Raw genomic sequence first — 25,524 nt, 5'->3', positions numbered from 1 at the left:
CGCACGGCCTGTCTCAGCGTCCCATGATCATCTGTGGCAGCCAGGTCGTCAGCGGCGGCCAGAGCGTGGCGGCAATGAGGACGGCGACCAGTGGGGCCAGCCAGGGCAGGATCGCACGCGACATCGCCTCGAAGGAGATGTTCGCCACCTTCGAGGTCACGAACAGCACCACCCCGACAGGCGGCGTGATCGTGCCGATCATCAGGTTGAGCACGAAGATCAGCCCGAACTGGATCGGATCGATGCCGAACTGCGCCGCAGCCGGCGTCAGAATCGGGATCAGGATCAGCATCGCCGCCAGCGCCTCCATGAAGCAGCCGACGAAGAGCAGCAGCAGGTTGACGATCAGGAGGTAGACGATCGGGCTGCCCGCGAGATCGACCAGTGCCGGCCCGACCACCTGCGGAATGCGCGAGATCGACAGGCACCAGCCGAGCGCGGCCGCCGCCATCACCAGCGCCAGCACGACGCCGGTCGTCTCGACCGTCTTGACCGCGAGCTCAGGCAGGTCCTTCAGCGCGAAGCTGCGATAGACGAAGAGCCCGAGCACGATCGCGTAGGCGGTCGCGACGGCCGCCGCCTCGGTCGGCGTGAAGATGCCGGCCATCATGCCGCCGAACAGGATGACCGGCGTCATCAGGGCCCAGTGCGCATCCTTGTAGGCGAGCCAAAGCTGGCGCGCGCCCGGAAACGGATGGCGCGGCAGATCACGCTTCCTGGCGACATAGACGACCATCGCCATCAGCGCGCCCGCCATCAGCAGGCCGGGAATGATGCCGGCGATGAACAACCCGCCGATCGAGACATCGGCGGTGACGCCGTAGATCACCATCGGCAGCGAGGGCGGGATGATCGGCCCGATCGTCGCGGAAGCGGCCGTGATGGCGGCGGCCGTCTCGGCATCGTAGCCCTCGTCCTGCATCGCCTTGATCTCGAGCGTGCCGACACCGCCGGCATCCGCCACGGCCGAGCCCGACATGCCCGCGAAGATCACGCTGGCGAGGATGTTGGCATGGCAGAGCCCGCCGCGCATGAAGCCAACGCAGGCGGTAGCGAAGCCGAAGATCCGGTCGGTGATCCCCGCCGAGTTCATGATGTTGCCCATCAGGATGAACAGCGGCGCCGCGAGCAGCGGAAAGGAGTTGGCGGATTGCGCGATCTTCTGCGGCACGATGCCGAGCGGGAAGCCGCCGAGGAAGGCGAAGGCGACGGCCGCCAGCCCCATCGAGACGAAGAGCGGCACCCCCATCATCAGCGCCAGGAACCAGACCGGCAGGATCTGCAGCATCAGCGTCGTCATAGCGCCTGCGCTCCCGGCTCGACGACCGCGACCCTGCGCCCGGCCAGCACGTCGCCGATCTCGGCCAGCGCCTGCAGGATCAGCGCCAGCGCCGCGAAGGGCATGACGATGTAGAGCGCGGCCGACGAGATCGGCAGCGCGATCGATTCGACGTCCCAGTTCCGCTCGACCAGCGCCCAGGAGTAGCGCAGCAGAACCCCGGCGAAGACGATCACCGCAACTTGCGTCGCGATCTCCAGCACCGCCTGCGCCGCACGTGGAAGGCGCTGGGCGAAGACCATGATGCGGATATGCGCGCGCCGCCGCGCCGCGATGATCCAGCCGACGAAGCCGGTCCAGACCAGGAGGTACTGCGCCAGTTCGTCCGACCAGGCGAGCGGCTGGTTGATCTGGCGGAAGAGCACGCCGAGCACCACGACGGCGAGCAGCGTGAGCAGCAGGGCGACCGCCGCCCAGTAGACCAGCCGGTCGGCCAATGCGGCGAGGGATTTCATCGGATGACCAGTCCTGTCGTGAAGCTCGGGTGAAACGGAAGCCATATGTGTTGAGCGCGTACTGTCGTGCTCGCCCTTGTGGCGAGCATCCACGTCTTGAACGCAACCCATCGGGAATGAAGACGTGGATGGTCGGGACGAGCCCGACCATGACGAAGAGGTTCCGCCGCTGACAGCGCCCTAAAGCGCCGCGAGCGCGTCCCAGGTGCCCTTGCCCCATTTGCTCTCGAACTGCTTCGGCAGGCTCGCCAGCACGGGCTTGGAGAAGCTCTCCAGATCGGGCTCGGTCACGCTCATGCCCGCCGTCTTCAGCGTGGCGACGAGGCTGCTTTCCTGGCTCGCCAGCTCCGCATCCTGCCAGGCGACGCCGTCGGCGATGGCGGCTTCGAGCACGGCGCGATCGGCATCCTTCAGCCCCTTCCAGAAATCGCTGTTCACGATGACGAGCCGCGGCGTGATGATGTGGCCGGTCAGGATCAGGTGCTTCTGCACCTCCTGCAGCTTGGCGCTGTGGATCGTCGGCAGCGGGTTCTCCTGCCCGTCGACCGCGCCCTGGCTGAGCGCGAGATAGAGCTCGTTGAAATTGACCGGCGTCGCCTTGGCGCCCCAGGCCTCGACCATGGCGCGGAAGGTGTCGACCGGCGGCACGCGCAGCTTGAGCCCGGCGACATCGGCCGCACTCTTCACCGGCTTGGAGCCGGTGGTGAGATGGCGCTTGCCGTAATAGGTCACGGCCGCCATGCGCATGCCACGCTTCTTCTCGAGCTCGGCGTTCATCTGCGTGAAGACCGGCGCCTTGGCGACCTTCGCCATATGGGCCGCGTCGCGCCAGAGATAGGGCGCCTCCACCACCGAAAGCTGCGGCAGGAAGGAGCCCAGCGCCGCCGCGCCGTCCGTCGTCATGGTCAGCGCGCCCGACGCGACCGATTCCATCATGTCCTTGCCCGAGCCGAGCTGACCGGCCGGGAAGGACTGGATATCGACGCGGCCTGAGGTCTTCTCCTTCACCTGCTTGGCGATACGCTCGACCATCTGCACCTGCGGATGCGTCGCCGGCAGCATCTCTCCCCAGCGCAGCACCGTCGCCTGTGCCCGTGCGATCGCCGGCATGAAAACCGCAGCACCGGCCGCGGTGGAACCCCGGAGAAAGCTGCGTTTCGTCAGTTTGATCATTGTCGTTATCCTCCCTTGCGGCCGGTCTTCCGGCTCGTCGTCATGATTGTCCTATGCGGTCCTCGGCGTCAGTACTGCATCGCCCGGGTGCGGGCATTGCCGATATGGGCCGCCATCGCCTCGGCCGCGCGCTCCGGGTCGCGCGTTTCGATCGCCGCGATGATGGCGAGATGGTCCTGCATCACGGGAATGATGATGCTGTTGTGGATGCGCGTCTCGTATTGCCGGATCAGCCTGATCTTCAGCCAGGTCACGCGAAAGGCCTGGCTGACGATCTCGTTGTCGAGATGGTCGATGATCGCCTCGTGCATCAGCCGGTCGATATCCTCGGCATCCTCGATCAGGCGCTTGTCGCCACCGGCCTCCGCCCGCCGGACGATCGCCTCATGCCGCGCGCGCTGCTCTGCGATCTCGTCGTCGGTGGCGTTCTGCGCATAGAGCGCCGTCGCCTCCTTCTCCAGGAAGAGCCGGAATTGGAAGGCGTTACGGATCAGGTTGAGGTCGACATGGGCGACCTGCATGCCGCGCTGCGGCACGGTCTTGATCAGCCCCTCCGCCTCCAGGCGCGGCACCAGCTCGCGGATGGCGCCGAGCGGAAATCCCGTCATCGCGACGAGTTCGCGCTGGGTCACGAACTGGCCGGGCTTGATCTCGCGCGCCAGCAATCGCTCGGTGAAGGAGGCATAGGCGCGCTCCCTCAGCTTCAGCGGCTCGCCTTCGCGCGGTTCCTGCTCCGGCTGGTTCACGGCCTCTCCTTCCGTTGCCCTTCTCAGGCGGCCTTGGCCTGCCTGATCGAATCGAAGGCGGCGAAGAGCCGCTTGCGGGTCGCCGCATCCAGCGCCTCCAGCGGCGGACGCATCGCGCCATAGCCGTCATCGCCGTGGAGGTGGCCGACCAGCGCCTTCACCGCCGCCAGCACCGGATGCGAGCAGATCTCCTCGACCAGCGCATTCACCACCGGGCTGTCCTTGCCCTCGTAGACCATCGGGCGCAACAGGCCAGGCACCAGGTTGGCGAGGCCGCAGATCGTGCCCTCCGCGCCGTTACGGACCGCCTTGGCGAGCTGGCGCTCGTCGCCGACGAGAATGGCGAGCTCGCCATGCGCCTTCAGCAGCGCTTCGGTATTGGCATAGCTCCCCGAAGAATCCTTCACGCCGATGACGAGGCCGGGGAACGCGGTCTTGAGCCGCTGCACCAGGCCGACGCTGATATCGACCGCCGTCACCGAGGGGATGTGATAGAGCACGACATTGCGGGCGGAGGCGCCGAGCTTCTCGAAGAACTGCGAGAACCACACGTAAAGCCCCTCGTCGCTGACGCCCTTGAAGTAGAAGGGCGGCGCGACCAGCAATCCCTTCGCCCCGGCATCGAGCGCGATACGCGCCTGCTCGACCGCCTCATGCATCGAGGCCGCGGCAATGCCGGCATAGATCTGCCGGGTCGGGTCGACACCCGCCCCGATCAGCGCGCCCATCATCGCGGTGCGCGCCGGCAGGCCCAGCGCCGCGCCCTCGCCCGTCGTGCCGAACAGCGTTACGGAATCGCAGCCCGCGGCCAGCACATGGCGCGCGTGATGGACGAGGCGCGGCAGGTCGACGCCGCCGCCCTCCCGCATCGGGGTGGTGATCGCGCAGGAAAGGCCGAAGCGGGTCTTGTCGGAGGCCATGGGATGAGCTTTCAGGGCTGAACGTTGACTGACATGTTAGTATGAGGACGGAACCGCCCGCAAGCGGTCCGTGATGCTTTGGTTAGCCGTCCTTGAGCCCTCCGGCGGAGAGTCCGGCGACGATCTGGCGCTGGGCGATGACGGTGACGAGGAGCACGGGCAGCGTCACCAGCAGAGCTGCCGCCGCGAGCGGCCCCCAGGAAATCTGCTCGAAGGTCAGCGAGTTGTAGACGGCCGAGGGCAGCGTCCGGCTCGCCTTGCCGCCGAGCACCACCGAGAAGATGAAGTTGTTCCAGGAGAAGATGAAGGCGAGGATGCCACCGACCACGATGCCGGGCTTCGCCAGCGGCAGCGCGACGTGTCGGAAGGCCTGCCAGGTCGTGGCGCCGTCGATCCGCGAAGCGTCTTCCAGCTCCATCGGCACGTTCTCGAAATATCCGATCATGATCCAGACGATGATCGGGATTGTAATGACGAGATGGGTGATGACCAGCGCCGTGATGGAGCCGACCAATCCTGTGATCTGGAAGAGCAGGAAGAGCGGTATCAGGTAGGAGAGCGCCGGCGTCATCCGCGCCACCAGGATCAGCACCGCGAATTTATGCGCCTTGCCCCGCGCGATGCCGTAGCCGGCTGGCACGCCGACCAGCAGCCCGAGCAGGACCGCGCCGCCGGTGACCAGGATCGAGTTCCAGAGATAGAGCGCGAAATTGTTCTGCGCGAAGACGTCGACATAGTTCTTCAGCGTCGGCGGGTTCGGAATGAAGACCGGCGGGAAGGCGGTGTTGTCGAGCTCGTTCTTGAGCGACAGCGAGATCATCCAGAGGAAGATCAGCACGGCCGGCGAGACCAGCACGAAGACCGAGGCCCAGAAGCCGACTTTCTTGAGCGTGCGGTTCATCACGCGTTCCACTTCGACTTCTGCCGGGCATAGAGCAGCAGCAGCGAGAGCATGATGATGATGACGAAGAAGATCACCACGACGGCCGAAGCATAGCCGATCTTGTAGAACTGGAAGGCCTGCAGATAGAGGAAGATGTTCAGCGTCTCCGACGCCGTGCCCGGCCCGCCCTGCGTGATCACGAAGATCGTGTCGAAGGCCTTCAGCGCATCGATGGTGCGGATCACGATCGCGACCATGATGAAGGGCCAGACCAGCGGCAGCGTGATGTGCCGGAACATGTGCCAGTCATTGGCGCCGTCGATCAGCGCGGATTCGTAAGGTTCCCGCGGCAGCCCGGCGAGGCCGCCGAGCACGATCAGCATGACCAGCGGCGTCCAGTGCCAGACCTCGACGAGAACCAGCGTCGGGATCACCGTCGATGGCTCGTAGACCCAGCCGGACGGGCCGATGCCGAACAGCGAGAGCAGGTAGTTCAGCACGCCGAGCTGCGGATGAAACATCATCGTCCAGACCAGCGCGACCGCGACCGGCGTCGCCATCATCGGCATCACGAAGATCGTACGCAGCAGGCCCCGGAAGGGGAATTCGCGATGGAAGACCAGCGCCGCCGCCGTCCCGAACACGATCGGCAGCACCACCGCCAGAATGGTGAAATAGGCGGTGTGTCCCATCGACTCGATGAAGCGCTGGTCCTTCATCAGTGAAGCGAAATTGCCGAGCCCGACGAATTCCGAGCCGCCGCCGATCTTCCAGTCCTGGCCGGACATGTAGAGCGTGAACAGCCAGGGGAAGACGATCACGGCCGCGATCACCAGCACCGCCGGCAGCGAAAACAGCCAGTAGCGCGGCGTGAAATCCGCCGAGGCCGAGGCGGGACTGGCGGGCGCCGCACTGGCAAGATCGGCTGGCAGGGACGTACTGGTCATGCGGTCTGCTTCACGGGGCACCCATCGTCATGCTCGCCCTCGTGGCGAGCATCCACGTCTTGAAAACGGCCTTAGTCAGTGAAGACGTGGATGGTCGGGACAAGCCCGACCATGACGCCCCCCGCGCCGAGCCGGGATCAGCCCTGCTCGCTCTTGGCGAGCACCGGCGCGAAGGTCTCGGTCGCTTTCTTCAACTCGGCCGCGACATCCGCCCCGCCGATCGCATTGGTCAGCGCCACGCCGAACACGTCGCGGAACTCGGTCACCGGCACGATCTGCGGCAGGCCGGCCCGCGCGATCTTGGCCGAGGCCAGCAGGCAGTCGAAATACTGCTTGCCGAATTTCGACTGCGCGATCGTCTCGGTGTCGAGATAGGCCGAGGAGCGGCCCGGCGCGCCCGCGCCAGCCTTCAGCATCGCGATCTGGTTCTTCTTGTTGGTCATGAACTGGACATAGAGCCAGGCCGCCTCCTTCTTGGAGGAGCCGCGCGAGATGCCCATGCCGTCTGCGAACATGCCGGCGTGATGCGCCTTCGGCCCCGGCGGCGTCACGCCATAGCCGACCTTGCCGACGATGCGCGACTTGGTCGGGTCCTCCAGCGGCGTGGCGAAGCCGATGCCGTCCAGCCACATCGCGGCCCGCCCCTGCATGAAGGTGGTCTGACACTCGTTCCAGTTGAAGCCGACCTGCCCGACCGGGCCGGTCTCCTTGTTGAGCTTGCGATAGAGATCGGCGGCCCAGATCGCTTCCGGCGTATCGGTCTGCAGCTTGCCGTCTGTCGAAACCGTCTCCATGCCCTGCCCGAGCATCAGCGAAGTCCAGACCGGAACGTTCGCGTTCTTCAGGCCGCGCGAGACGAAGCCGGCGACGCCTTTCGCGGGATCGTGCAGCTTCTGCGCGACGGTGAACATCTCGTCCATCGTCTTGGGAAAGGCCACGCCCTTCGCGTCGAAGAGCTCCTTGTTATAATAGATCATCCAGTAATCGACGAAGAAGGGGATCGTATCGAGCGCCCCGTCGGCCTGCCGCGCATAGGCGACCGAGCCGGCGCCGAAATCGGCGAAGTCGAAATCCGGCGACGTCAGCGACGGGTTCTTGATGAAGGGCTCGAGATTCTCGAACCACTTGCCCTTGGCCGCCATGCGCTTCTGCACATGCAGCGAGATGCCGCTGACGTCGAAGCTCGGCTTGCCCGAGGCGAACTCGATCACCGCCTTCTGGCGCTGCTGCTGCTCCGGCACCTGCTCGGCCGAGACCTTGATGCCGGTGAGCTCGGTGAACTCCTTCTCCGCCGCCTGCATCAGGTCGGAACGCGGATTCTTGACCAGCAGCACGTCGATCGTCTGGCCGGAGAATTTCTTCCAGTCGAACGCCCCTTGCGCCTGCGCCTTGCGCAGCACGAAGGGCGAGGCGATCGCGGCGGCGCCGCCGGCCAGCAGGATACGGCGGGTCGGCTTGAGAATGCTGTCGGTCATCGGCGTCCTCCCCAGGACTTGAAGACGGCCCGTTCCGGGCCTGCGATGTCGCCGGAGCGACGGGCGGCGATCGCCCTGTCGCATCCGTGATCGGGGCTGGACGCTATTCTCCTTTCGGCCCGGTTGCAAGCTAACATGTTGGCGTGCACATAGTGTCGCCACGCCATGCCTCCCCGCCGCCGGATCCCCTGCGAGAGCCGCCTGTGACGAGCCCGCCCCGCATCGATTCCCACCAGCATTTCTGGCGGCTCTCCCGCGGCGATTATGGCTGGCTGACGCCCGCGCTGAAGCCGATCCATCGCGATTTCGAACCCGCCGACCTCGCCCCGCATCTGGCGCAGCACCACATCGCCTCGACCATCCTCGTCCAGGCCGCCCCGACCGAGGCCGAGACGCATCACCTGCTCGCCATCGCGGCCGCCACGCCCTTCGTCGCCGGCGTCGTCGGCTGGGCGGATTTCCAGGCGCCCGACGCCCCCGCCCGGATCGCAGCCCTCGCCGCCGACCCGCTGCTCGTCGGCTTGAGGCCGATGGTTCAGGACATCCCGGACCCCGACTGGCTCGCGAAGCCGACGCTTGCCCCCGCCTTCGCCGCCCTGAAAGAGCACGGCCTGGTCTTCGACGCGCTGGTGAAGCCGCCGCAGATCCCCGCTCTCCTGAAGCTGGTGGAGCGCGAGACCGAACTCCCCGTCGTCATCGACCATGGCGCCAAGCCGGACCTGACCGGCGCCGACCTCTCCGCCTGGCGCGGCGGCATCGCGGCCTTGGCCGCGCGGCCGAACACATCCTGCAAGCTCTCCGGCCTCGTCACCGAAGCCGGGCCCGGCTGGCGCGAGGCGGTGCTGGCGCCGGCCGTCGCCCAGCTCATCGCCTGTTTCGGGCCGGAGCGTCTGCTCTGGGGCAGCGACTGGCCGGTCGTCACGCTCGCCGCTGCCTACGACCAGTGGCTCGCCGCCGCCGAGCGCCTGACGGCCACCCTCACAGAACCTTATCGAGCCGCGATCTTCGGCGGCAACGCCGCCCGCATCTACCTGACCAAGAGGGGCCGCCGCCCGTCATGCTGAGAAACCTCGACCCCGTCCTCTCCGCCGACCTGCTCTGGGTGCTCGCCGCGATGGGCCATGGCGACGACCTCGCGCTGGTCGACGCCAATCACCCTGCCGAAACCATCGCCAGCGCCACCACCAGCGGCCGCCTGATCCGCCTGCCGGGTCTCACGATGGAGCGCGCCGCCCGCGCCATCCTCTCGGTGCTGCCGATCGACGATTTCGAGCCCGAGCCGCTCAGGCGCATGGAAGTGGTCGGCGATGCCAACGCGATCCCCGAGGTCCAGCGCGCCGTGCAGGCCGAAATCGATAGGGCGCTGGGCCGCCCCGCACCGCTCGCTCGCCTCGAGCGCTTCGCCTTCTATGAAGCGGCGCGGCGGGCTTTCGCGGTCGTACAGGTCGGCGATCCCCGACCCTATGGCTGCTTCCTGCTGCGCAAGGGCGTCATCGCCGGCGAGCCGGGCTGAGGCCTCACGAACCCTTGGCGATGGCCTGCTTCAGGCGCGCGACCGCCTCCGCCGCGCCGGACCGGACCGTGACCTCCAGCGTCGGCGCCTCGCGCTCGATCATCGCGATCAGCGTCTCCGGCGTGATCTCGGCCCGCTGCTGGGTCAGCTTCAGCACGGCATTGGCGATGATGTTCGGCCAGAACGCCGCCCCGCCCTTGGCCAGCCCCTTGGCCTTGCGGCCCTCGAATTCCTGGGCGAGCTGTTCGGGGGTCTTCTTGGCCATGGTCTGGAACCTGTCTGCGGGAAAAGGCGGTTGCCTATCACGAAATGCCGGGCTTGCCTGCCCCATCGCCTTCTCCCGAAAAAGGGAATTCCCCTTCTCCATCCGATGCACTAGCAGGAGCGGCGCCCGAGGCTTGAGCCGTGATGCGGCCGCCCGTTCAGGACCAGACCATGCCCCGCCTCGCCTTGCTCGCCGCGCTCGCCGGCCTCCTTGCCGCGCCCGCCGCCGCCCGGATCACCGACCGGGAGCTGAGCTGCGCCGACTGGCTGAAATCCGGCGCCCACCGCAAGAGTGAATACCCGGCCGCCGTCATGGCGAAGATCCGGGCCTTCTGCGCCGCCAATCCGAAGATGAAGGCGATCGACGCCGAAATGACGATGACGGGGGATTGAGCGGCGCGTGATCCGCAACGCGCATCCCCTCTTCAGTTGCGCCCGCCCGCCAAGCGTCATGCTCGGGCTTGACCCGAGCATCTCCGGCCGAAGGAGGCTCTGGCGCCTCTCCTGCCCGAGATTCTCGGGTCTGCGCTTCGCTCCGCCCGAGAATGACGCATGGGTTTGCCCCGCCCGCACCGAGGCGCGGCGGGTTCGAAATGAGGGGCAGCGGAGCGCCGCGAGGCGCGGGGGTATCGGGCCGCTTCCATTGAGCCAGGATGCGGCGCGGATGGATTGAGCCACCATCCGCACGCCCCGTGGCGCTCCGCTCGACGGCGTTCTTCAGTCTCCGGGCCGCGCTTATGCGGCAGGGCGTTTCGCTGACCTGTGGGCCTCGACGCCAGTTCGGCAGAGACGCTTGCGCGATCTCCTTTGTCTCGTGCAGCGGATGATCCCGAAAAGGGCTTGAGCCGCTTTTTCGGTCCGCTGCCGGCCCTGTCGCGTCCTGGCCCCGCAGGAGCGGCGCCGCCATGCCTTCCAGCGAGCTCCTCGCACAGGGGCCGTAGTACCCCCAGGGCGGTGCCCCGAAGCCTCCCGGGAGTGGGTCGTAACCCCACCCGCAGGCGCCGCCCCCGCCTCGCCAACGGCATACCTCCGGATGGCTGCCCCTCGGGGGCGAGGTGGAAGGGAGGATAGGTGCGAGATGGGAGGGCGGGGATAAGTTATCGCGACTGCAACGGTTGAGCGCGGGGAACCCCTCTCCCGGATGGGAGAGGGGCAGGGGTGAGGGCTTGCCGTTGCGGATAAGGATGCTGCCTATCCGCCTGCTGCTCTTCGAACGGCCATGATGACGGCATCCCTGTCGTCCAAGACGGCGCCATTACTGAAGCGAACGACCTTGAAGCCATGCCGTTCGATCTCTTCCGTCCGCGCGGCATCGTAATCGGCGTCCCAACCATGCTGGCGGCCGTCGATCTCAACAATCAGCTTTCGATCGATGCAGATCAAATCGACTGTGTATCCGAGCAAAGGGACCTGCCGACGGAACTTCAGCCCGTCGAGCTGGCGGTTTCGCAGCAGCGACCACAGCACGTCTTCCGGCTCGGTCGCGCGCTGCCGAAGTTGTCGGGCGAATTGGCGCCGTTCGCTTGTCATCGGGGGATGTTGTACGCGCTCGCTTTTGCGATCAACGGCGGTCCCTCACCCCTGCCCCTCTCCCATCCGGGAGAGGGGTTCCCCGAACTCTTCTGGCTTCAGCACAGCGTAATCCCATTGTGGACAGAGTTTAGCAGGCGGCATCAGCACCGCACTTAATGGTGTTTTAAGTTATTGATTCGTATATATTTTCTTGAAAGAGGTGATTCGTGACTGATAGCACTTACAATCTCAATGGTGGCTTCAAGCCAACCACCAAACGATTTGCCGACCTAAACGGACCAGACTTCTTTCCGACACCCGCTTGGGCCACCCACGCGCTGATCGACAATGAATCTTTCAGCGGGGAAATTTGGGAGAGCGCTTGCGGAAATGGTGCAATGTCCCGAGTCCTTGAACACGCATCTCGGTCTGTGATCAGTTCCGATCTATACGATCGAGGCTACGGCGACTCAGGGATTGACTTCCTTCAAGCGAAGCGTCGCGCCGACAACATCGTGACCAACCCGCCATATAACGCGGCTGAGGGCTTCGTTCGGTCTGGCGTTAGCCAGGCAAAACACAAGTTCGCACTCTTGTTACGGCTTGCTTTCCTTGAGGGCGCTAACCGCGCAAACACTATTTTCTCTCAATGCCCGCCAAGCCGGGTCTGGGTATTTAGCGAGAGGATCACTTTCTATCCCGCAGGCGCTGTTCAACAAGGCAGCGGCACCACCGCTTACGCATGGTTCGTTTGGGACAAAGACGCACCTAGCGGGACTGAATTGAAATGGTTCAAGCCCGGCTATAAGCACCGTTTCAACTAACGGCGCATCACTTCATACGCGATAACCAACGCCCGGAACGTGGGTTAGATGGCCATCGTGAACAAAGTTTCCGGGGGTTTGGTAGTGCGACCTAATATTCCGCACTAGCTGATGCCACATCGGTTCGCCGGGGCGTGAAGCTGAAGGGGCAAGGTTAGCTGCGCTCAGTTGCACGTAGTTTGGAATTTCGCGATAGGCGCGCTTGTAGGTGCAAAGACCGCCATTTGCATTCGCGATCTGAACGACTCCGCGTGCGATGTCATTTTCGTCGGCCATCATATCCCCCAAAAGCTATCACGAGTAAGATTTTCTCATGCAACTAAAATGGGCAAGGCAAACTTCAACCTAAGGCTCTGCTACCTTAGCGTCACTTGACTCCCCCCGCCCTCCCATCCTACCCCCATCGACGGGACACGCCCCCCCAACGGGGCGCGCCCATCTGTAAGGATGGAGACATCGATGGCGAATACCGTTCCGACCACGCGCCCGCGCGTGCCTAATTTCTCGTCCGGCCCCTGCGCCAAGCGCCCCGGCTGGGCCCTCAAGAACCTCTCAGACGCTCCGCTCGGCCGCTCGCACCGCGCCAAGATCGGCAAGGACAAGCTGAAAGCGGCGATCGACCTGACGCGCGAGGTGCTGCAGGTTCCGGCCGATTACCGCATCGGCATCGTGCCGGCCTCCGATACCGGCGCCGTCGAGATGGCGCTCTGGTCCCTGCTCGGCGCCCGCGGCGTCGACATGGTGAGCTGGGAAAGTTTTGGCGCCGGCTGGGTCACCGATGTCGTCAAGCAGCTCAAGCTCGCCGATGTCCGCACTTTTGAGGCGCCCTATGGCGAATTGCCGAACCTCAAGAAGGTCGACACCAAGAACCGCGACGTCGTCTTCACCTGGAACGGCACCACGTCCGGCGTGCGCGTCGTCGACGCCAGCTGGATCGCCGATGATCGCGAGGGGCTGACCATCTGCGACGCCACCTCCGCCGCCTTCGCCCAGCGCCTCGACTGGCCGAAGCTCGATGTCGTCACCTTCTCCTGGCAGAAGGTGCTCGGCGGCGAGGCCGCGCATGGCATGATCGTGCTCTCGCCCCGCGCCGTCGCCCGGCTCGAAAGCTACAAGCCCGCCTGGCCGCTGCCGAAGATCTTCCGCATGACCTCGGGCGGCAAGCTGATCGAGGGCATCTTCACCGGCGAGACCATCAACACCCCCTCCATGCTCGCGGTCGAGGACTATATCGACGCGCTGGAATGGGCCCGGAAGGTCGGCGGGCTCGACGGCCTGGTGAAGCGCGCCGACGGCAATGCCCGCGTCATCGCCAGGTTCGTGCGCGAGAACGACTGGATCGACTTCCTGGCCGTGAAGCCGAAGACGCGCTCCAACACGAGCGTGTGCCTGAAGTTCACCGACCCGGCCGTGACGGCCTTGCCGGCGGACGCGCAGGCGGCCTTCGCCAAGCAGGTCGTCTCGATCATCGAGAAGGCCGGCGCCGGCTACGATCTCGGCCATTACCGCGACGCCCCTCCCGGCCTGCGCATCTGGTGCGGCGCGACCGTCCAGTCACGCGACCTCAAGGCGCTGCTGCCGTGGATCGCCTATGCCTTCGCCGAGGCGAAGGCGGGGTTGGGCAAGAAGGCGGCCTGAATAGGCCGTCATGGTCGGGCTTGACCCGACCATCTCTTTCCAGAAGAGGCGCCATCCCGCGCCTTCGCGTCCCGAGATGGCCGGGTCAAGCCCGGCCATGACGCTCTTTCCCTCTTCAAGCGCCAGACCGCTCCTCTTAGCTAGCGCGGCGCCAGCCGGAGCCTCCCATGTCCGCACCGAAAGTCCTGATTTCCGACGCCCTCTCCCCCGCCGCCGTCCAGATCTTCAAGGACCGCGGCATCGACGTGACCTTCGATCCGAACCTCGGCAAGGACAAGGATAAGCTGGCCGCGATCATCGGCGATTATGACGGCCTCGCCATCCGCTCGGCCACCAAGGCGACTGCCAAGCTGCTGGAGCAGGCGACCAACCTCAAGGTCATCGGCCGCGCCGGCATCGGCGTCGACAATGTCGAGATCCCCGCTGCCACCGCGCGCGGCGTGATCGTGATGAACACGCCCTTCGGCAACTCGATCACCACCGCCGAGCACGCCATCGCCATGATGTTCGCGCTCGCCCGCCAGATCCCTGCCGCCGATACCTCGACCCAGGCCGGGAAGTGGGAGAAGAACCGCTTCATGGGCGTCGAGATCACGGCGAAGACGCTGGGTCTCATCGGCGCCGGCAATATCGGCTCGATCGTCGCCGAGCGCGCCATCGGCCTGAAGATGCGCGTCATCGCCTATGACCCCTATCTCTCGCCGGAACGCGCGCTTCAGCTCGGCGTCGAGAAGGTCGAGCTCGACGACCTCTTGAAGCGCGCCGACTTCATCACGCTGCACGTGCCGATGACCGAGAAGACCAGGAACATCCTCTCGGCCGAGAACCTCGCCAAGACGAAGAAGGGCGTGCGCATCATCAACTGCGCCCGCGGCGGCCTTGTCGACGAGCAGGCGCTGGCCGATCTGATCAAGTCCGGCCATGTCGCGGGCGCGGCCTTCGACGTGTTCTCGGCCGAGCCGGCGGAATCGAACCCGCTCTTCGGGCTGGACAACGTGGTCTGCACGCCGCATCTCGGCGCCTCCACCAACGAGGCGCAAGAGAATGTCGCGCTGCAGGTCGCCGAGCAGATGAGCGACTACCTGCTCAAGGGCGCGATCACCAACGCGGTCAACTTCCCCTCGATCACCGCCGAGGAAGCGCCGCGGGTGAAGCCCTTCGTCGATCTCGCCGAGAAGCTCGGCTCCTTCCTCGGCCAGCTCACCGAGGCTCCGGTCAAGGGCATCCGCATCGAGTACGAGGGCGCGGTCGCCGGCCTCAACCTCAAGGCGATCTCGGCCGCCGCGATCACCGGCGTGCTCAGGCCCTTCCTGCCGGAGATCAACATGGTCAACTCGGCCATGGTGGCGAAGGAGAAGGGCATCGTCGTCGAGGAACTGACCCGCGAGGTCGCCGGCAATCTCGAAAGCGTCATCCGCATCGTCGTCGATGCCGAGGACATGCCGCGCCATGCCTCGGGCACGGTCTTCCACGATGGCAAGCCGCGCATCGTCGATATCCGCGACATCGCCGTCGATGCCGAGTTCGCGCCGCACATGCTCTATGTCCGCAATGCCGACAAGCCGGGCTTCATCGGACAGTTCGGCTCGCTGCTCGGCGGCGCCGGCGTCAATGTCGCGACCTTCGCGCTCGGCCGCGACAAGCCGGGCGGCGACGCGATCTGCTATGTCGCGGTCGACGAGCCGATCTCGGACGAACTGCTCGACAAGATCCACGCGATCCCGATGGTCAAGCGGGCCCGGCGGCTGAAGTTCTGACCGTGCTGGGTCCGCTGAAGGCTCTCGTCGCCGCGCCTGCCGCGGCGGCGGAGCCGATCCGCTTCGAGGTCCGCCGCGACGAAGCGGCAGGCCTCTGGTACGCCATGGATACCGGCGAGCTCGGCATCGTCACCGAGGCCGAGACCCTGGAGGCGCTGCGCGAGCGGCTGACCCGGCTCCTGCCGGAATGCTTCGGCATAGAGGGCTGCCCGGTCGAATTGTCGCTCTGCGATGCGCGGAATGGCGAGCCGCTCTGAGCCGCCGCCGCAACCTCGCCGCAATATCGCGGCCCTGTGACCGCCCCGTCGCAGAGGATCGTCCATGCCTGCCCTTGCCCGCCTCGCCGCCATTGCCCTCGCCGGCCTGACGGCTGCCCCGGCCTTCGCCGACTGGGACCGCGACAAGCTCGACAAGGCGATCGAGGGCATCGAGCAGGCGTCGAAAGGCCGGCTCGGCGTCGCGCTGATGGACCTGCGCGACCGCAAGCTCTGGTCGCATCGCGGCTCCGAGACCTTCCCGATGCAGAGCATCTTCAAGCTGCCGCTGGCGGTCGCGGTACTGCAGCAGGTCGAGGCCGGTAAGTTCAGGCTGGACCAGCCGATCACGGTGACCCGCAAGGATTTCTCGCTGTTCCACAGCCCGCTCGCCAAGTCCTTCAAGGGCGAGCGCAACGACTATCCGCTGCGCGAACTGATCCGCCTCGCGGCCGGCGAGAGCGACAACACCGCCGCCGACCTCTTGATGCGCGAGATCGGCGGGCCGCAGGTGGTGACCAGGATGCTGCGCGACGGCGGCATCCAGGGCATGTCCATCGACCGCTACGAGCGCCAGTTCCAGCCCGAGATCTACGGGCTCAAGGGTTTCGGCTGGGACGAGGCAGTCGACGAGAAGGCCTTCCGCGCCGAGCTCAAGGTGATGCGGCCGCGCCTGCGCATCGGTGCCCTCTCGAACGCGCTCAAGGACAAGCGCGATGCGTCGACGCCGGAAGCGAGCGCGCAATTCCTCGAAGCCTTCGCCAGGGGCAACTGGTTGCGCGAGCCCGCCCACACCGCTTTCATCGAGAAGATCGTCGCGGAATCGAAGGTCGGTACCGACCGGCTCAAGGCCGGCCTGCCGGCAGGCACCCGCTTCGCCCACCGTACCGGGCTCGGCCTCACCACCGACGGCATCAACCACGCCACCAACGATATCGGCATCGCGACCCTGCCGGATGGCCGCCGCTTCGTCATCGTGACCTATCTTGCGGGGTCCCGTGCCGATGCCGACGAACGCGCGACGGCGCTGGCGGATGTGGCACGGCTCGCGGTCTCGGCGCTGCGCTGACAAGCATCGCGGACTTCGAGCCTCCGACACAATCCGAAGGGGCCTCGATGGGCTTTGTCGGAGGCTCTTATACTTTATCTCGTCTTGCGGCCGATCTCGCTCTCTTCCAGTCTGATCTTTGGGGGGAAGCACATGGTCAGCTCGGTTTTCAGAGGGGGGCTCTGGCAACCGCCCCCCTTGTTCGCGGATGACAACCTCAACGACAATGCCATCGTCGGCATGTGGTATTGGGATGTGCTGAACGATCGGCTCTATGCCGATGCACGCATGGCAGCGCTTTTCAATGTCGACCCGCTGGAGGCCATGCGTGGGACGCGATGCGACGCCTATGTCGATGGCATCCATCCCGACGACCGGGAAGACGTGGCGCGAGAGATCGAACGCTGCGTCACTGCGGCGATCGACTTCCATCGCGAGTATCGTATCGCCAGCATTGCCGGGGAGCGATTGATTTCCGCCTTTGCCCGCTGCCACCGCACCGAGGGGGGCAGCGCCGGGCACTATGTCGGAATGGCCTTCGACATCACGAAGCAGCGCAGTGCGGAGTCGACGACGCCGACATCGCGCGTCGCCGACCATGTCCTCCAGGCCTACAGCATCGCCCGGCAGATCACCGACGAGGAGCTCCAGCAAAAGCTCAAGGACGTGCTGGTGCGGCTCGGCATGAATCTCGCCGCGGAGACCAGGGAAAGGCCGACCTGATCACCGCCCCAATCGCTCGGCGATGAAGATGCCGCCCAACACCAGCGCCAGCGCCAGCGCGTGATAGAGGCCGAAGGGCTCGCCGATGATCAGCACGGCCAGGATCGGCGCGAAGACCGGCACGAGATTGACGAAGACGCCGGCCCGCCCCGGACCGATCAATTCGATCGACCGCATGAAGGAGAGCTGCGAGACGATCGACGGGAAGACCACCGTGAAGGCGAGGATCAGCCAGCCCTGCGGCGTCGGAATATAGGAGCGGCCGAGCGCGATCTCGGCTGCGAGCAAGGGCAGCGACGCCAAGCAGGCGAAGCAGGCCATCGCCGTGAAGAAGACGAGCCCCGGCACGGCCGGCCGTTTGCGCACGCCGACGGTGAAGCCGGCATAGAGCACGCAGGCCATGATCATCAGCAGATCGCCCGGCACGAAGCGGAAGGCCATGAGGACATGGATGTCGCCCCGGCTCGCCGTGACCGCGACGCCGAGCAGCGTCACCGCGACGCCGAGCGCCTGCATCGGCGTGATCGGGGTGCGGAACACCAGGAAGGCGCCCATCAGCACGAAGACCGGGATCGAGCCCTGGAGAATGCCGATATTGATCGCGCTGGTCGAATAGGCGGCGAGATACATCAGCGTATTGAAGGTGGTGAAGCCGAGCGTCCCGAGCACGGCGATCAGCCGCCAATGCCCCCGAAGCACCGGCCAGTGCTCGCGGAGCTGCTCGCGCAGCAGCAGGGGCATGACCGCGCAGACCCCCACCCAGCGCAGCGAGGTCAGCATCATCGGCGAGATGTTGCCGACGGCAAGCCGGCTCGCCACTGCGTTGCAGCCCCACATCAAGGTGGTCAACACCATCAGCAGATAGGCATTGCCCCAGGCGCGTTGCAGCCAGGTCTGGGTAGGGTGCACGTTTCCGCCCTGTTGCGAGAAAGGGCTCATGCAATACCCTTGCGTGTACCCGGCTCATATGAGATCGGGCGCACACCTGCCCGTCGCCCTGCGCATCCCTGCGGAACGTCCCGATGATCGAAACCAGCGCCCGCCCGCTTCGCCTGCTCTTCGTCGACGGCAACATGCACGACACGCGCGAAGGGCTGCGCCGGTCCTATGGCATGGCCTATGGCGAGGCCTATGCCGCCGAGATCGCGGCGTTCGAGCCCGGCATCGTCTCCGATATCTGCCTGCCGGCCGACGAAGGTGCCAACCTGCCCGACGGCGAAGGCCTCGAATCCTATGACGGCATCTTCCTGACCGGCTCGGCCCTGCACATCTACGACACGGCGCCGCCCGTGACGCGCCAGATCGACCTGATGCGCGCGATCTATGCGAGCGGCACGCCCTGCTTCGGCTCCTGCTGGGGCATTCAGGTCGGCTCCGTCGCGGCCGGCGGCACCGTCACTCCCAATCCCAAGGGCCGCGAGACCGGCTTTGCCCGCAGAATCGCGCCGACCGAAGCCGGCCGCGGCCACGCATTGCTCGCCAGCCGCCCGGCCGCCTTCGACGCCCCGGCGATCCATCTCGACACCATCGCGCTGCCGGCCCATGGCACGACCATCCTCGCCTCCAACGCCTACAGCCAGGTCCAGGCTGCCGAGATCAAGCATAATGGCGGCACCTTCTGGGGCGTGCAGTACCATCCCGAGTTCTCGCTGAAGCAGATCGCGGCGATCCTTCGCCCCAGGACGCAACTGCTGATCCAGGAGGGCTTCCGCAAGGACGAGGCTTCCGCGCAGGCCTGGCTCGATGACATGCTGACGCTCGATGCCGAGCCGGACCGGCAGGACCTCGCCTGGGCGCATGGCCTCGACCGCGAGGTGCTCGATACCGAACGCCGTGTCACAGAACTGCGCAATTTCATGGAGCATCGCGTCAAGCCGCATGCCAGCGCCCGCGGGCGGGCCTGAGCGGTCGGCGGCGAGCCTCTCAACCCCTTTCATGGGTTGTTTGACCGGGAACACCAGCCCTCATCCTGAGGAGCAAGCCGAAGGCTTGCGTCTCGAAGGATGCTCCAGTTGGTTCCGGAGCCTCCTGGAGCATCCTTCGAGACGCCGCTGACGCGGCTCCTCAGGATGAGGGCTGAGAATGGCACTCGGCGGGCCAACCGCTCTCACCCTTGCCACGACCATAAGCGATCGCTAGATCAGCACCCGCGAGGCCACGACCTCCCCCAACCTGGGACATGTGCCGGGACGACCCGGCGAACCTTGGGGGACCCGCTATGGCGTGGCTCAATCTCTTTTCCGCCGGCATTCTCGAGATCGTCTGGGCTTTCGGCATGAAGCAATCGGACGGCTTCACGCGCCCGATGCCGACAGCCATCACTATCGTCGCGATGATCGGCAGCTTCGCCCTGCTCTCGCTGGCGATGCGCTCGCTGCCGCTCGGCACGGCCTATACGATCTGGACCGGCATCGGCGCGGTCGGCGCCTTCCTCGTCGGCGTGACCGTGCTCGGCGAAGCGCTGACGCCGATGCGCATCGCCGCCGCGACGCTGATCGTCTCCGGCCTCGTCATGATGAAGCTCTCGGCGAGCTGACGATCGCAATCGGCCAGCGCTCCTGCAAACGCAGGACGCGGCCGGCGCCCGCCCCGCCTATCCGCATTCCGGCCCAATTCCGCCTTGGGCACGCCGAATTCGGCAGCGCCAATCACGGCGACGTGATTGCGATCCGGAGGGGATGATTTCGATGCGAAGCCATATTGCCGCCGCCCTGTTTCTCGCGCCCGGCCTCGCCAGCGCCGCCGAGACCGAGCTGACGAGCCGGATCGACCGCGTCACGGTGTTTCCGGACGGCGCGGTGGTGACGCGGCTCGGCAAGGCGGAGCTGCTGCAGGGCGTCTCGCAGATCGTGCTGCGCGGCCTGCCGGCGACGATCGATCCCGCCTCGATCCGCGTCGAGGGGAACGGCGATGGCAGCTTCTCGGTCGGCGCCGTCGATGTCCGCGTCACGCCGGGCGATGCCAAACCCGTGCTCGACACGGTGCTGGAGGAGAAGCTCAAGACGCTGCGCGACGAGAAGGAGAAGCTCTCCGGCCAGATCGGAGCGATCGAATCGAAGCGCGCCACGATCGAGCGTTTCGCGCAGGTCGGCCCCGACAAGCTCGGCCCGGACGGCAAGGCCCTACCCGTCGGCGACTGGCCGGCGGTGTTCGAGGCGATCGGCACCGCGCTGGTCAAGGTCCAGGACGAGTTGCGCGGCACCCGCAGCCGCCTCGCCGATGTCGAGGCCGAGATCGCCGCGCTGGAGCGCGCCCGTCCGCAGGCCGGCCGCCCCGGCGCGCCGAAGCGCGACATCGCGATTGCCGTCGAGGCGCCGCAGCCGGTCGCGGCCGAGTTCACCGTGACCTATCGCGTCACCGGCGCCAACTGGACGCCAACCTACGAGGCCCGCCTGACCACGACCGGCGAGAAGCCGGAAATCGCCCTGACGCGCCGCGCCGAAATCCGCCAGCGCAGCGGCGAGGCCTGGGACGATGTCGCGCTGTCGCTTTCGACCACGCGCTCGGCCGGCGGCACCCGCGCGCCGGATCTGACGCCGATGCAGGTGGCCTTCTTCGAGCCGCCTGTCGTCTATGAAAGCCGCCCACGTGTCAGCGCCGCGCCGGCTCCGATGGCAGGCAGAGCCAAGGCCGAAGCCGAGGCTGTTGCAGATGCATTGGCCAGGCAATCGCAACGCGCCGTCGCGCCGAAACCCGCCGAGGTTCAGGTCGCCACCATCGAGGCCGGCGCCTATCAGGCGAGTTTCCAGGTGCCCGGCCGCGCCACGGTCCCGCAGGACGGCAGCTCCAGGACGGTGACGCTGACCCGGCGCGAGGCCGAGGCGACGCTGTCCGCCCGCACCGTGCCGGAGCTCGAGCAGAAGGCTTATCTCGAAGCCGGCTTCGTCCATGACGAGGAGGCGCCGCTGCTGGCCGGCCGCGTCGCGCTGCATCGCGACGGCAGCTATGTCGGCATGGGCCGGTTCGACCTCGTCGCGCCCGGCGACAAGGTCGAGCTCGGCTTCGGCGCCGACGACCGGATCAAGGTCTCCTTCGCGCCGGTGAAGCGCCGCGAGAACGATCCGGGCTGGCTCGGCCAGACCCGCACCGACCTGCGCGAGTTCCGGACCGTCGTAAAGAGCCTGCACGCCAAGCCGGTCAAGGTCACCGTGCTGGAGCGCATCCCGTTCTCGGAGAGCAGCGGGATCACGGTCAAGACCATCGCCGCCCAGACCACGCCGCCGACCGAGAAGCAGGTCGGCGACCGGCGCGGCGTCGCCGCCTGGACCTTCGATCTCGCTCCCGGCACGGAGAAGGAGATCAAGCTCGCCTACCGCATCAAATGGCCGGGCGAGCGCGAGCTCTCGTTCGAGGAACAGCCGCTGCCGGGGAAGTGAGGCGGCATTGCCGCGACCAAGCCCCGGCACCCTGCCTCCGTCATGCTCGCCCTTGAGGCGAGCATCCACGTCTTGAACACGGACTTCGACCAGCGAAGACGTGGATGGTCGGGACAAGCCCGACCATGACGAAACATCAGAGCCCCATTCCCATCTCGATCTCGCGCTTGCGGCCGAGATCGTTCATCCAGGTCCGGAATTTCGGCTGCGCCTCGATCTGGTGAGCGTAGTGCCGCCGCAGCGCCTGCGTCAGCCGGCCGCCGCGGCCGAGCTGCGCGTCGGCGAAGCCGATCATCACCGAATTCGGCCAGGCCTGCGGCCGGATCTCGCGCAGGCGCGCGAACAGCGCATCCTCGTCCTCGGCCGCATCGGCCTGCGCCATCAGCGTCATCATCGCCGCCGTCGAGCGCGAGATGCCCATATGGCAATGCACGAGGAGATGCCCCTTCACGCGGCCGGTCGCCGTCTCGCGCAGGCCCTCGCCGAAGCTCAGGATCTCGCCGACATGCTCCGGCGTCGGCATGATCTGGCCGGGCTTCGGATCGATGATGTCGTGGAAGCGCAGCGTGACGCGGTGATGCTCGCCATAGGTCCCGAAGGCCTCGATATCGGCCCGGTCGGGATCGAGCACGGAGAGCACATGCGTCACCTCGCGGGCGCTGTTGCCCGGCAGTTCGTCGATACCGCAGATCGTCAGGGTCGAGATGGATAGGGTCTTCATGGCAAGCCTCCGCTGACAATGGGCCGTCATGCTCGGGCTTGACCCGAGCATCTCTTGCAGACGGAGGCTCCCGGGCCCCATTCGGCCTGAGATTCCCGGGCCCGGGAATGACAGCTGGTTTACCGACGACCTTTTACGCAGCCGCCCTGGCCTGCCCGAGTTCCTGATCGACGACGCCGACCCAGTAGCGCACGCCGTCCGGGATGATCGCGTCGTTGAAATCGTAGAGCGGCGTATGCAGGCCGACGAAGGAGCCGTCCGGATTGACGCCGTTGCCGATGCGCATGAAGGCGCCCGGACGCACCAGCATCATCTCGGCGAAATCCTCGCCGCCCGTGCCGGGCCGAAGCTGGCCGTTGACCTTCTCGGCACCGACCGCCGCCGTCGCCGCGGCGACGCCGATCCGCACCTGCTCGGCCTCGTTCACCAGCGGGCTGGTACCGCGATGGTAATGGGCCTCCGCCTTGCAGCCCCAGGCCTGTGCCGTCGCCGCCGCGAGTTCGGCGATGCGGCGCTCGACGAGGTCGCGCACCTCCTGCGAATAGGTGCGCGCCGTGCCGCCGATGACGAGTTCGGAGGGAATGACGTTCGAGGCGTTGACGTCGCCGCCATGGATGTAGCCGACGCTGATCACAGCCGTGTCGAGCGGGGCAACGTTGCGGCCGATGATGCCCTGCAGGCCGAGCACGAAATGCGCCTGGGCATAGGTGATGTCGGTCGAGCGATGCGGCTGCGAACCGCCATGGCCGCCGACGCCGTGGAAGGTGACCTTCCAGCTATCGGCCGCCGCGAGGAACGGGCCGACGGCGATGCCGAAGCTGCCGGGCGTCATGCCGGGCGTGTTGTGCAGGCCGTAGATCGCATCGCAGGGGAAGCGCTCGAACAGCTTGTCGGCGAGCATCGCGTTGGCACCGCCGCGGCCTTCCTCGGCCGGCTGGAAGATCAGGTTGACCGTGCCCTCGAAGTCGCGGTTCTCGGCGAGATAGCGCCCGGCCGCGAGCAGCATCGTGGTGTGCCCGTCATGGCCGCAGGCATGCATCCGCCCCGGGTTCTTCGAGGAATAGGGCAGGTTCGTCGTCTCATCGAGCGCCAGGCAATCCATGTCGGCGCGCAGGCCCACGGCACGGCCGGGCTTGTTGCCGCGGATCACGCCGACGACGCCGGTCTTCCCGACATTCTCGGTGACCTCGACGCCCCATTCGCGCAGCTTGTCGGCGACGAGCTTGGCCGTGCGAACCTCTTCGAGGCCGAGCTCGGGATGGGCATGGATGTCGCGGCGGATCGCGGTGAAGGCGGCGTGATGCTGGTCGAGCCAGGCGTCGAGCTTCGTCATGGTCGGTGAAATCCCCTCTCCTGTGGCTGGCGCGGGGCATGGCCCCTCCGATGCTGCGCGCCGGCTCATAGCCCTTACGCCCGATTGTGGCAGCATCACTGCGCAGATGCTGCAGGGCGGCCATGCTCAGGCAGTTTATCCAGTCAAATCGGGTGCTGCCGCGCCGGAAAACTTGACCTGCGGGCCGTGTTGGCCCATGAGGGCTTGCAAGGACCTGCCCCGAAACCCCGGCCTTGCGCCGGGGTTTTGCATGTGCGTGGGCCGCTTGCACAAGGCAACGCGGTAACAGCAGGGACACCTCGCTCATGGCGAATGTTGTGGTGGTCGGCGCCCAGTGGGGCGACGAGGGCAAGGGCAAGATCGTCGACTGGCTCTCCAGCCAGGCCGATGTCGTCGTCAGGTTCCAGGGCGGCCACAACGCCGGCCACACCCTGGTCATCGACGGCGTCGTCTACAAGCTCTCGCTGCTGCCCTCCGGCATCGTCCGCCCCGGCAAGCTCTCGGTCATCGGCAACGGCGTCGTCGTCGACCCCTGGCATCTCGTCGAGGAGATCGGCAAGCTGCGCGCGCAAGGCGTCGCGATCACCCCGGACAACCTGCGCATCGCCGACAATGCGACGCTGATCCTGCCGCTGCACCGCGAGCTCGACCATTTCCGCGAGACCTCGAACGCGGGCATGAAGATCGGCACGACCAAGCGCGGCATCGGCCCCGCCTACGAGGACAAGGTCGGCCGCCGCGCCATCCGCGTCATCGACCTCAAGGACGAGGCGCTGCTCGAAGCCAAGATCGAGCGCCTGCTCGCCCATCACAACGCTTTGCGCCGCGGCCTCGGCATCGGCGAGGTCGACGGCAAGGAGCTGCTCGGCCAGCTCAAGGCGATCGCGTCCGAGGTGCTGCCCTATGCCACCTCGGTCTGGGCGCTGCTCGACGCCGAGCGCCGCGCCGGCAAGCGCATCCTATTCGAGGGCGCGCAGGGCGCGCTGCTCGATGTCGACCACGGCACCTATCCCTTCGTCACCTCCTCGAACATCGTTGCCGGCCAGGCCGCGACCGGCTCGGGCATGGGCCCCTCGGCGGTCGGCTATGTGCTGGGCATCGCCAAGGCCTACACCACCCGTGTCGGCGAAGGCCCCTTCCCGACCGAGCTTTTCGACGAGATCGGCGAGTTGATCGGCACCAAGGGCAAGGAATTCGGCGTCGTCACCGGGCGCAAGCGCCGCTGCGGCTGGTTCGATGCCTGCCTCGTGCGCCAGACGGTCAAGACCTCCGGCATCGACGGCATCGCGCTGACCAAGCTCGACATCCTCGACGGCTTCGAGGAGATCAAGGTCTGCGTCGGCTACAGGCTCGACGGCCAGATCCTGGAGCATCTGCCGGCCGGCCAGAACGATCAGGCCCGTGTCGAGCCCGTCTACGAGACGATCGAGGGCTGGGAAGGCTCCACCGCCAATGCCCGCTCCTGGGCCGATCTCCCGGCGCAGGCGATCAAGTATGTCCGCCGCATCGAGGAGCTGATCGGCGCCACCGTCGCCGTGCTCTCCACCAGCCCCGAGCGCGACGATACGATCCTCGTCCATAATCCTTTCGAGGGTTGACGCGACCCGCCATCAGCGACAAGTG

General features: G+C 66.5%; 26 protein-coding genes. 13 read left to right on the top strand and 13 right to left on the bottom strand.

Features of this window, described 5'->3' with window-relative positions:
• Positions 1-13 precede the first annotated feature (13 nt).
• From OCUBac02_RS06485 to OCUBac02_RS06450, 8 genes are all read right to left on the bottom strand, one after another.
• Positions 14-1,300: a TRAP transporter large permease gene (locus OCUBac02_RS06485; protein WP_173044307.1), complete on the bottom strand. Its 1,287-nt coding sequence runs from the start codon at positions 1,298-1,300 to the stop codon at positions 14-16.
• Positions 1,297-1,794 (bottom strand): TRAP transporter small permease, encoded by a 498-nt coding sequence (locus OCUBac02_RS06480; RefSeq protein ID WP_173044305.1) that lies wholly within the window; start codon positions 1,792-1,794, stop codon positions 1,297-1,299. Before OCUBac02_RS06480 ends, OCUBac02_RS06485 begins: the two co-directional genes overlap by 4 nt.
• A 180-nt stretch (positions 1,795-1,974) precedes the next feature.
• Entirely contained in the window at positions 1,975-2,967 is a 993-nt protein-coding gene (locus tag OCUBac02_RS06475) for a sialic acid TRAP transporter substrate-binding protein SiaP (protein WP_047578073.1), read from the bottom strand.
• Between the two features lie 68 nt (positions 2,968-3,035).
• Complete coding sequence (locus tag OCUBac02_RS06470; RefSeq protein WP_173044303.1) at positions 3,036-3,713, bottom strand: GntR family transcriptional regulator; 678 nt, start codon at positions 3,711-3,713, stop codon at positions 3,036-3,038.
• Positions 3,714-3,736: 23 nt separating this feature from the next.
• Positions 3,737-4,633: a dihydrodipicolinate synthase family protein gene (locus tag OCUBac02_RS06465; RefSeq protein ID WP_173044302.1), complete on the bottom strand. Its 897-nt coding sequence runs from the start codon at positions 4,631-4,633 to the stop codon at positions 3,737-3,739.
• Between the two features lie 82 nt (positions 4,634-4,715).
• Complete coding sequence (locus OCUBac02_RS06460) at positions 4,716-5,534, bottom strand: carbohydrate ABC transporter permease (protein ID WP_156134694.1); 819 nt, start codon at positions 5,532-5,534, stop codon at positions 4,716-4,718.
• A complete protein-coding gene (locus tag OCUBac02_RS06455) occupies positions 5,534-6,463 on the bottom strand; it encodes a carbohydrate ABC transporter permease (RefSeq protein WP_173044300.1) in 930 nt (309 codons plus the stop codon). The genes OCUBac02_RS06460 and OCUBac02_RS06455 overlap by 1 nt, the downstream gene beginning before the upstream one ends.
• Positions 6,464-6,600: 137 nt before the next feature.
• On the bottom strand, positions 6,601-7,938 hold the full coding sequence (locus OCUBac02_RS06450; protein ID WP_173044298.1) for an ABC transporter substrate-binding protein: 1,338 nt from the start codon (positions 7,936-7,938) through the stop codon (positions 6,601-6,603).
• A 203-nt stretch (positions 7,939-8,141) separates the two neighbouring features.
• Here OCUBac02_RS06450 and OCUBac02_RS06445 point away from each other — a divergent pair, with 203 nt between their 5' ends.
• Together OCUBac02_RS06445 and OCUBac02_RS06440 are read left to right on the top strand one after the other, a co-directional pair.
• Positions 8,142-9,002, top strand: coding sequence for an amidohydrolase family protein (locus tag OCUBac02_RS06445; RefSeq protein WP_173044296.1), 861 nt, complete (start codon positions 8,142-8,144; stop codon positions 9,000-9,002).
• Complete coding sequence (locus tag OCUBac02_RS06440; protein WP_173044294.1) at positions 8,996-9,451, top strand: RbsD/FucU family protein; 456 nt, start codon at positions 8,996-8,998, stop codon at positions 9,449-9,451. Before OCUBac02_RS06445 ends, OCUBac02_RS06440 begins: the two co-directional genes overlap by 7 nt.
• A gap of 4 nt (positions 9,452-9,455) precedes the next feature.
• Here the strand turns inward: OCUBac02_RS06440 and OCUBac02_RS06435 are convergent, their stop codons facing one another.
• Positions 9,456-9,716 (bottom strand): hypothetical protein, encoded by a 261-nt coding sequence (locus tag OCUBac02_RS06435; protein ID WP_047582199.1) that lies wholly within the window; start codon positions 9,714-9,716, stop codon positions 9,456-9,458.
• 170 nt (positions 9,717-9,886) lie between these two features.
• Here OCUBac02_RS06435 and OCUBac02_RS06430 point away from each other — a divergent pair, with 170 nt between their 5' ends.
• Positions 9,887-10,108, top strand: a complete 222-nt coding sequence (locus tag OCUBac02_RS06430; RefSeq protein ID WP_173044292.1) for a hypothetical protein — start codon at positions 9,887-9,889, stop codon at positions 10,106-10,108.
• 798 nt (positions 10,109-10,906) lie between these two features.
• On the opposite strand, the gene OCUBac02_RS06425 is transcribed toward OCUBac02_RS06430, so the two are convergent.
• Complete coding sequence (locus OCUBac02_RS06425) at positions 10,907-11,245, bottom strand: endonuclease domain-containing protein (RefSeq protein WP_173044290.1); 339 nt, start codon at positions 11,243-11,245, stop codon at positions 10,907-10,909.
• Positions 11,246-11,454: 209 nt separating this feature from the next.
• On the opposite strand from OCUBac02_RS06425, the gene OCUBac02_RS06420 reads away from it, so the two are divergent.
• The 6 genes from OCUBac02_RS06420 (at position 11,455) to OCUBac02_RS06395 (ending at position 17,471) form a co-directional block, all read left to right on the top strand.
• Positions 11,455-12,051 carry a hypothetical protein gene (locus OCUBac02_RS06420; RefSeq protein WP_173044288.1) on the top strand — a complete coding sequence of 199 codons (597 nt, stop codon included), beginning with the start codon at positions 11,455-11,457 and terminating at the stop codon, positions 12,049-12,051.
• A 459-nt stretch (positions 12,052-12,510) separates the two neighbouring features.
• Positions 12,511-13,689, top strand: a complete 1,179-nt coding sequence (locus OCUBac02_RS06415) for a phosphoserine transaminase (protein WP_173044287.1) — start codon at positions 12,511-12,513, stop codon at positions 13,687-13,689.
• A gap of 167 nt (positions 13,690-13,856) precedes the next feature.
• Complete coding sequence (gene serA / locus OCUBac02_RS06410) at positions 13,857-15,446, top strand: phosphoglycerate dehydrogenase (protein WP_173044285.1); 1,590 nt, start codon at positions 13,857-13,859, stop codon at positions 15,444-15,446.
• A 2-nt stretch (positions 15,447-15,448) separates the two neighbouring features.
• Positions 15,449-15,703: a DUF1902 domain-containing protein gene (locus OCUBac02_RS06405; RefSeq protein WP_047575341.1), complete on the top strand. Its 255-nt coding sequence runs from the start codon at positions 15,449-15,451 to the stop codon at positions 15,701-15,703.
• A 64-nt stretch (positions 15,704-15,767) separates the two neighbouring features.
• Positions 15,768-16,769, top strand: a complete 1,002-nt coding sequence (bla, locus tag OCUBac02_RS06400) for a class A beta-lactamase (protein ID WP_173044283.1) — start codon at positions 15,768-15,770, stop codon at positions 16,767-16,769.
• 177 nt (positions 16,770-16,946) lie between these two features.
• Positions 16,947-17,471: a PAS domain-containing protein gene (locus OCUBac02_RS06395; RefSeq protein ID WP_173044281.1), complete on the top strand. Its 525-nt coding sequence runs from the start codon at positions 16,947-16,949 to the stop codon at positions 17,469-17,471.
• On the opposite strand, the gene OCUBac02_RS06390 is transcribed toward OCUBac02_RS06395, so the two are convergent.
• A complete protein-coding gene (locus OCUBac02_RS06390; RefSeq protein ID WP_244639117.1) occupies positions 17,472-18,380 on the bottom strand; it encodes a DMT family transporter in 909 nt (302 codons plus the stop codon).
• 113 nt (positions 18,381-18,493) lie between these two features.
• Between OCUBac02_RS06390 and OCUBac02_RS06385 the strand changes: the two genes are divergently transcribed.
• The 3 genes from OCUBac02_RS06385 to OCUBac02_RS06375 all read left to right on the top strand — a co-directional run bounded on the left by OCUBac02_RS06385 (position 18,494) and on the right by OCUBac02_RS06375 (position 21,847).
• Entirely contained in the window at positions 18,494-19,375 is an 882-nt protein-coding gene (locus OCUBac02_RS06385) for a type 1 glutamine amidotransferase (protein ID WP_047575336.1), read from the top strand.
• A gap of 314 nt (positions 19,376-19,689) precedes the next feature.
• On the top strand, positions 19,690-20,007 hold the full coding sequence (locus OCUBac02_RS06380; RefSeq protein ID WP_173044277.1) for a DMT family transporter: 318 nt from the start codon (positions 19,690-19,692) through the stop codon (positions 20,005-20,007).
• Positions 20,008-20,158: 151 nt separating this feature from the next.
• Positions 20,159-21,847 carry a mucoidy inhibitor MuiA family protein gene (locus tag OCUBac02_RS06375; RefSeq protein ID WP_173044276.1) on the top strand — a complete coding sequence of 563 codons (1,689 nt, stop codon included), beginning with the start codon at positions 20,159-20,161 and terminating at the stop codon, positions 21,845-21,847.
• 136 nt (positions 21,848-21,983) lie between these two features.
• Here OCUBac02_RS06375 and OCUBac02_RS06370 read toward each other — a convergent pair whose 3' ends face one another.
• Positions 21,984-22,568 (bottom strand): tyrosine phosphatase family protein, encoded by a 585-nt coding sequence (locus OCUBac02_RS06370; RefSeq protein WP_047577543.1) that lies wholly within the window; start codon positions 22,566-22,568, stop codon positions 21,984-21,986.
• 133 nt (positions 22,569-22,701) lie between these two features.
• Positions 22,702-23,901: a M20 aminoacylase family protein gene (locus OCUBac02_RS06365; protein WP_047577541.1), complete on the bottom strand. Its 1,200-nt coding sequence runs from the start codon at positions 23,899-23,901 to the stop codon at positions 22,702-22,704.
• Positions 23,902-24,206: 305 nt separating this feature from the next.
• On the opposite strand from OCUBac02_RS06365, the gene OCUBac02_RS06360 reads away from it, so the two are divergent.
• Complete coding sequence (locus OCUBac02_RS06360) at positions 24,207-25,499, top strand: adenylosuccinate synthase (RefSeq protein ID WP_173044274.1); 1,293 nt, start codon at positions 24,207-24,209, stop codon at positions 25,497-25,499.
• The last annotated feature ends 25 nt before the right edge of the window (positions 25,500-25,524 follow it).

The organism is Bosea sp. ANAM02 (assembly GCF_011764485.1).
Taxonomy (GTDB): Bacteria; Pseudomonadota; Alphaproteobacteria; order Rhizobiales; family Beijerinckiaceae; genus Allobosea.
The sequence above is the reverse complement of the archived record's forward strand: the minus strand, read 5'-3'. Positions and strand labels throughout refer to the sequence as shown.

Excerpts from the sequence above, each read along its gene's own strand:
- OCUBac02_RS06455 (WP_173044300.1), bottom strand. The coding sequence starts at position 6,463 with ATGACCAGTACGTCCCTGCCAGCCGATCTTGCCAGTGCGGCGCCCGCC.
- OCUBac02_RS06380 (WP_173044277.1), top strand. The coding sequence starts at position 19,690 with ATGGCGTGGCTCAATCTCTTTTCCGCCGGCATTCTCGAGATCGTCTGG.
- OCUBac02_RS06480 (WP_173044305.1), bottom strand. The coding sequence starts at position 1,794 with ATGAAATCCCTCGCCGCATTGGCCGACCGGCTGGTCTACTGGGCGGCG.
- OCUBac02_RS06425 (WP_173044290.1), bottom strand. The coding sequence starts at position 11,245 with ATGACAAGCGAACGGCGCCAATTCGCCCGACAACTTCGGCAGCGCGCG.
- serA (WP_173044285.1), top strand. The coding sequence starts at position 13,857 with ATGTCCGCACCGAAAGTCCTGATTTCCGACGCCCTCTCCCCCGCCGCC.
- OCUBac02_RS06365 (WP_047577541.1), bottom strand. The coding sequence starts at position 23,901 with ATGACGAAGCTCGACGCCTGGCTCGACCAGCATCACGCCGCCTTCACC.
- bla (WP_173044283.1), top strand. The coding sequence starts at position 15,768 with ATGCCTGCCCTTGCCCGCCTCGCCGCCATTGCCCTCGCCGGCCTGACG.
- OCUBac02_RS06440 (WP_173044294.1), top strand. The coding sequence starts at position 8,996 with ATGCTGAGAAACCTCGACCCCGTCCTCTCCGCCGACCTGCTCTGGGTG.
- OCUBac02_RS06485 (WP_173044307.1), bottom strand. The coding sequence starts at position 1,300 with ATGACGACGCTGATGCTGCAGATCCTGCCGGTCTGGTTCCTGGCGCTG.
- OCUBac02_RS06450 (WP_173044298.1), bottom strand. The coding sequence starts at position 7,938 with ATGACCGACAGCATTCTCAAGCCGACCCGCCGTATCCTGCTGGCCGGC.
- OCUBac02_RS06370 (WP_047577543.1), bottom strand. The coding sequence starts at position 22,568 with ATGAAGACCCTATCCATCTCGACCCTGACGATCTGCGGTATCGACGAA.
- OCUBac02_RS06360 (WP_173044274.1), top strand. The coding sequence starts at position 24,207 with ATGGCGAATGTTGTGGTGGTCGGCGCCCAGTGGGGCGACGAGGGCAAG.
- OCUBac02_RS06460 (WP_156134694.1), bottom strand. The coding sequence starts at position 5,534 with ATGAACCGCACGCTCAAGAAAGTCGGCTTCTGGGCCTCGGTCTTCGTG.
- OCUBac02_RS06375 (WP_173044276.1), top strand. The coding sequence starts at position 20,159 with ATGCGAAGCCATATTGCCGCCGCCCTGTTTCTCGCGCCCGGCCTCGCC.
- OCUBac02_RS06430 (WP_173044292.1), top strand. The coding sequence starts at position 9,887 with ATGCCCCGCCTCGCCTTGCTCGCCGCGCTCGCCGGCCTCCTTGCCGCG.
- OCUBac02_RS06475 (WP_047578073.1), bottom strand. The coding sequence starts at position 2,967 with ATGATCAAACTGACGAAACGCAGCTTTCTCCGGGGTTCCACCGCGGCC.
- OCUBac02_RS06435 (WP_047582199.1), bottom strand. The coding sequence starts at position 9,716 with ATGGCCAAGAAGACCCCCGAACAGCTCGCCCAGGAATTCGAGGGCCGC.
- OCUBac02_RS06465 (WP_173044302.1), bottom strand. The coding sequence starts at position 4,633 with ATGGCCTCCGACAAGACCCGCTTCGGCCTTTCCTGCGCGATCACCACC.
- OCUBac02_RS06415 (WP_173044287.1), top strand. The coding sequence starts at position 12,511 with ATGGCGAATACCGTTCCGACCACGCGCCCGCGCGTGCCTAATTTCTCG.
- OCUBac02_RS06385 (WP_047575336.1), top strand. The coding sequence starts at position 18,494 with ATGATCGAAACCAGCGCCCGCCCGCTTCGCCTGCTCTTCGTCGACGGC.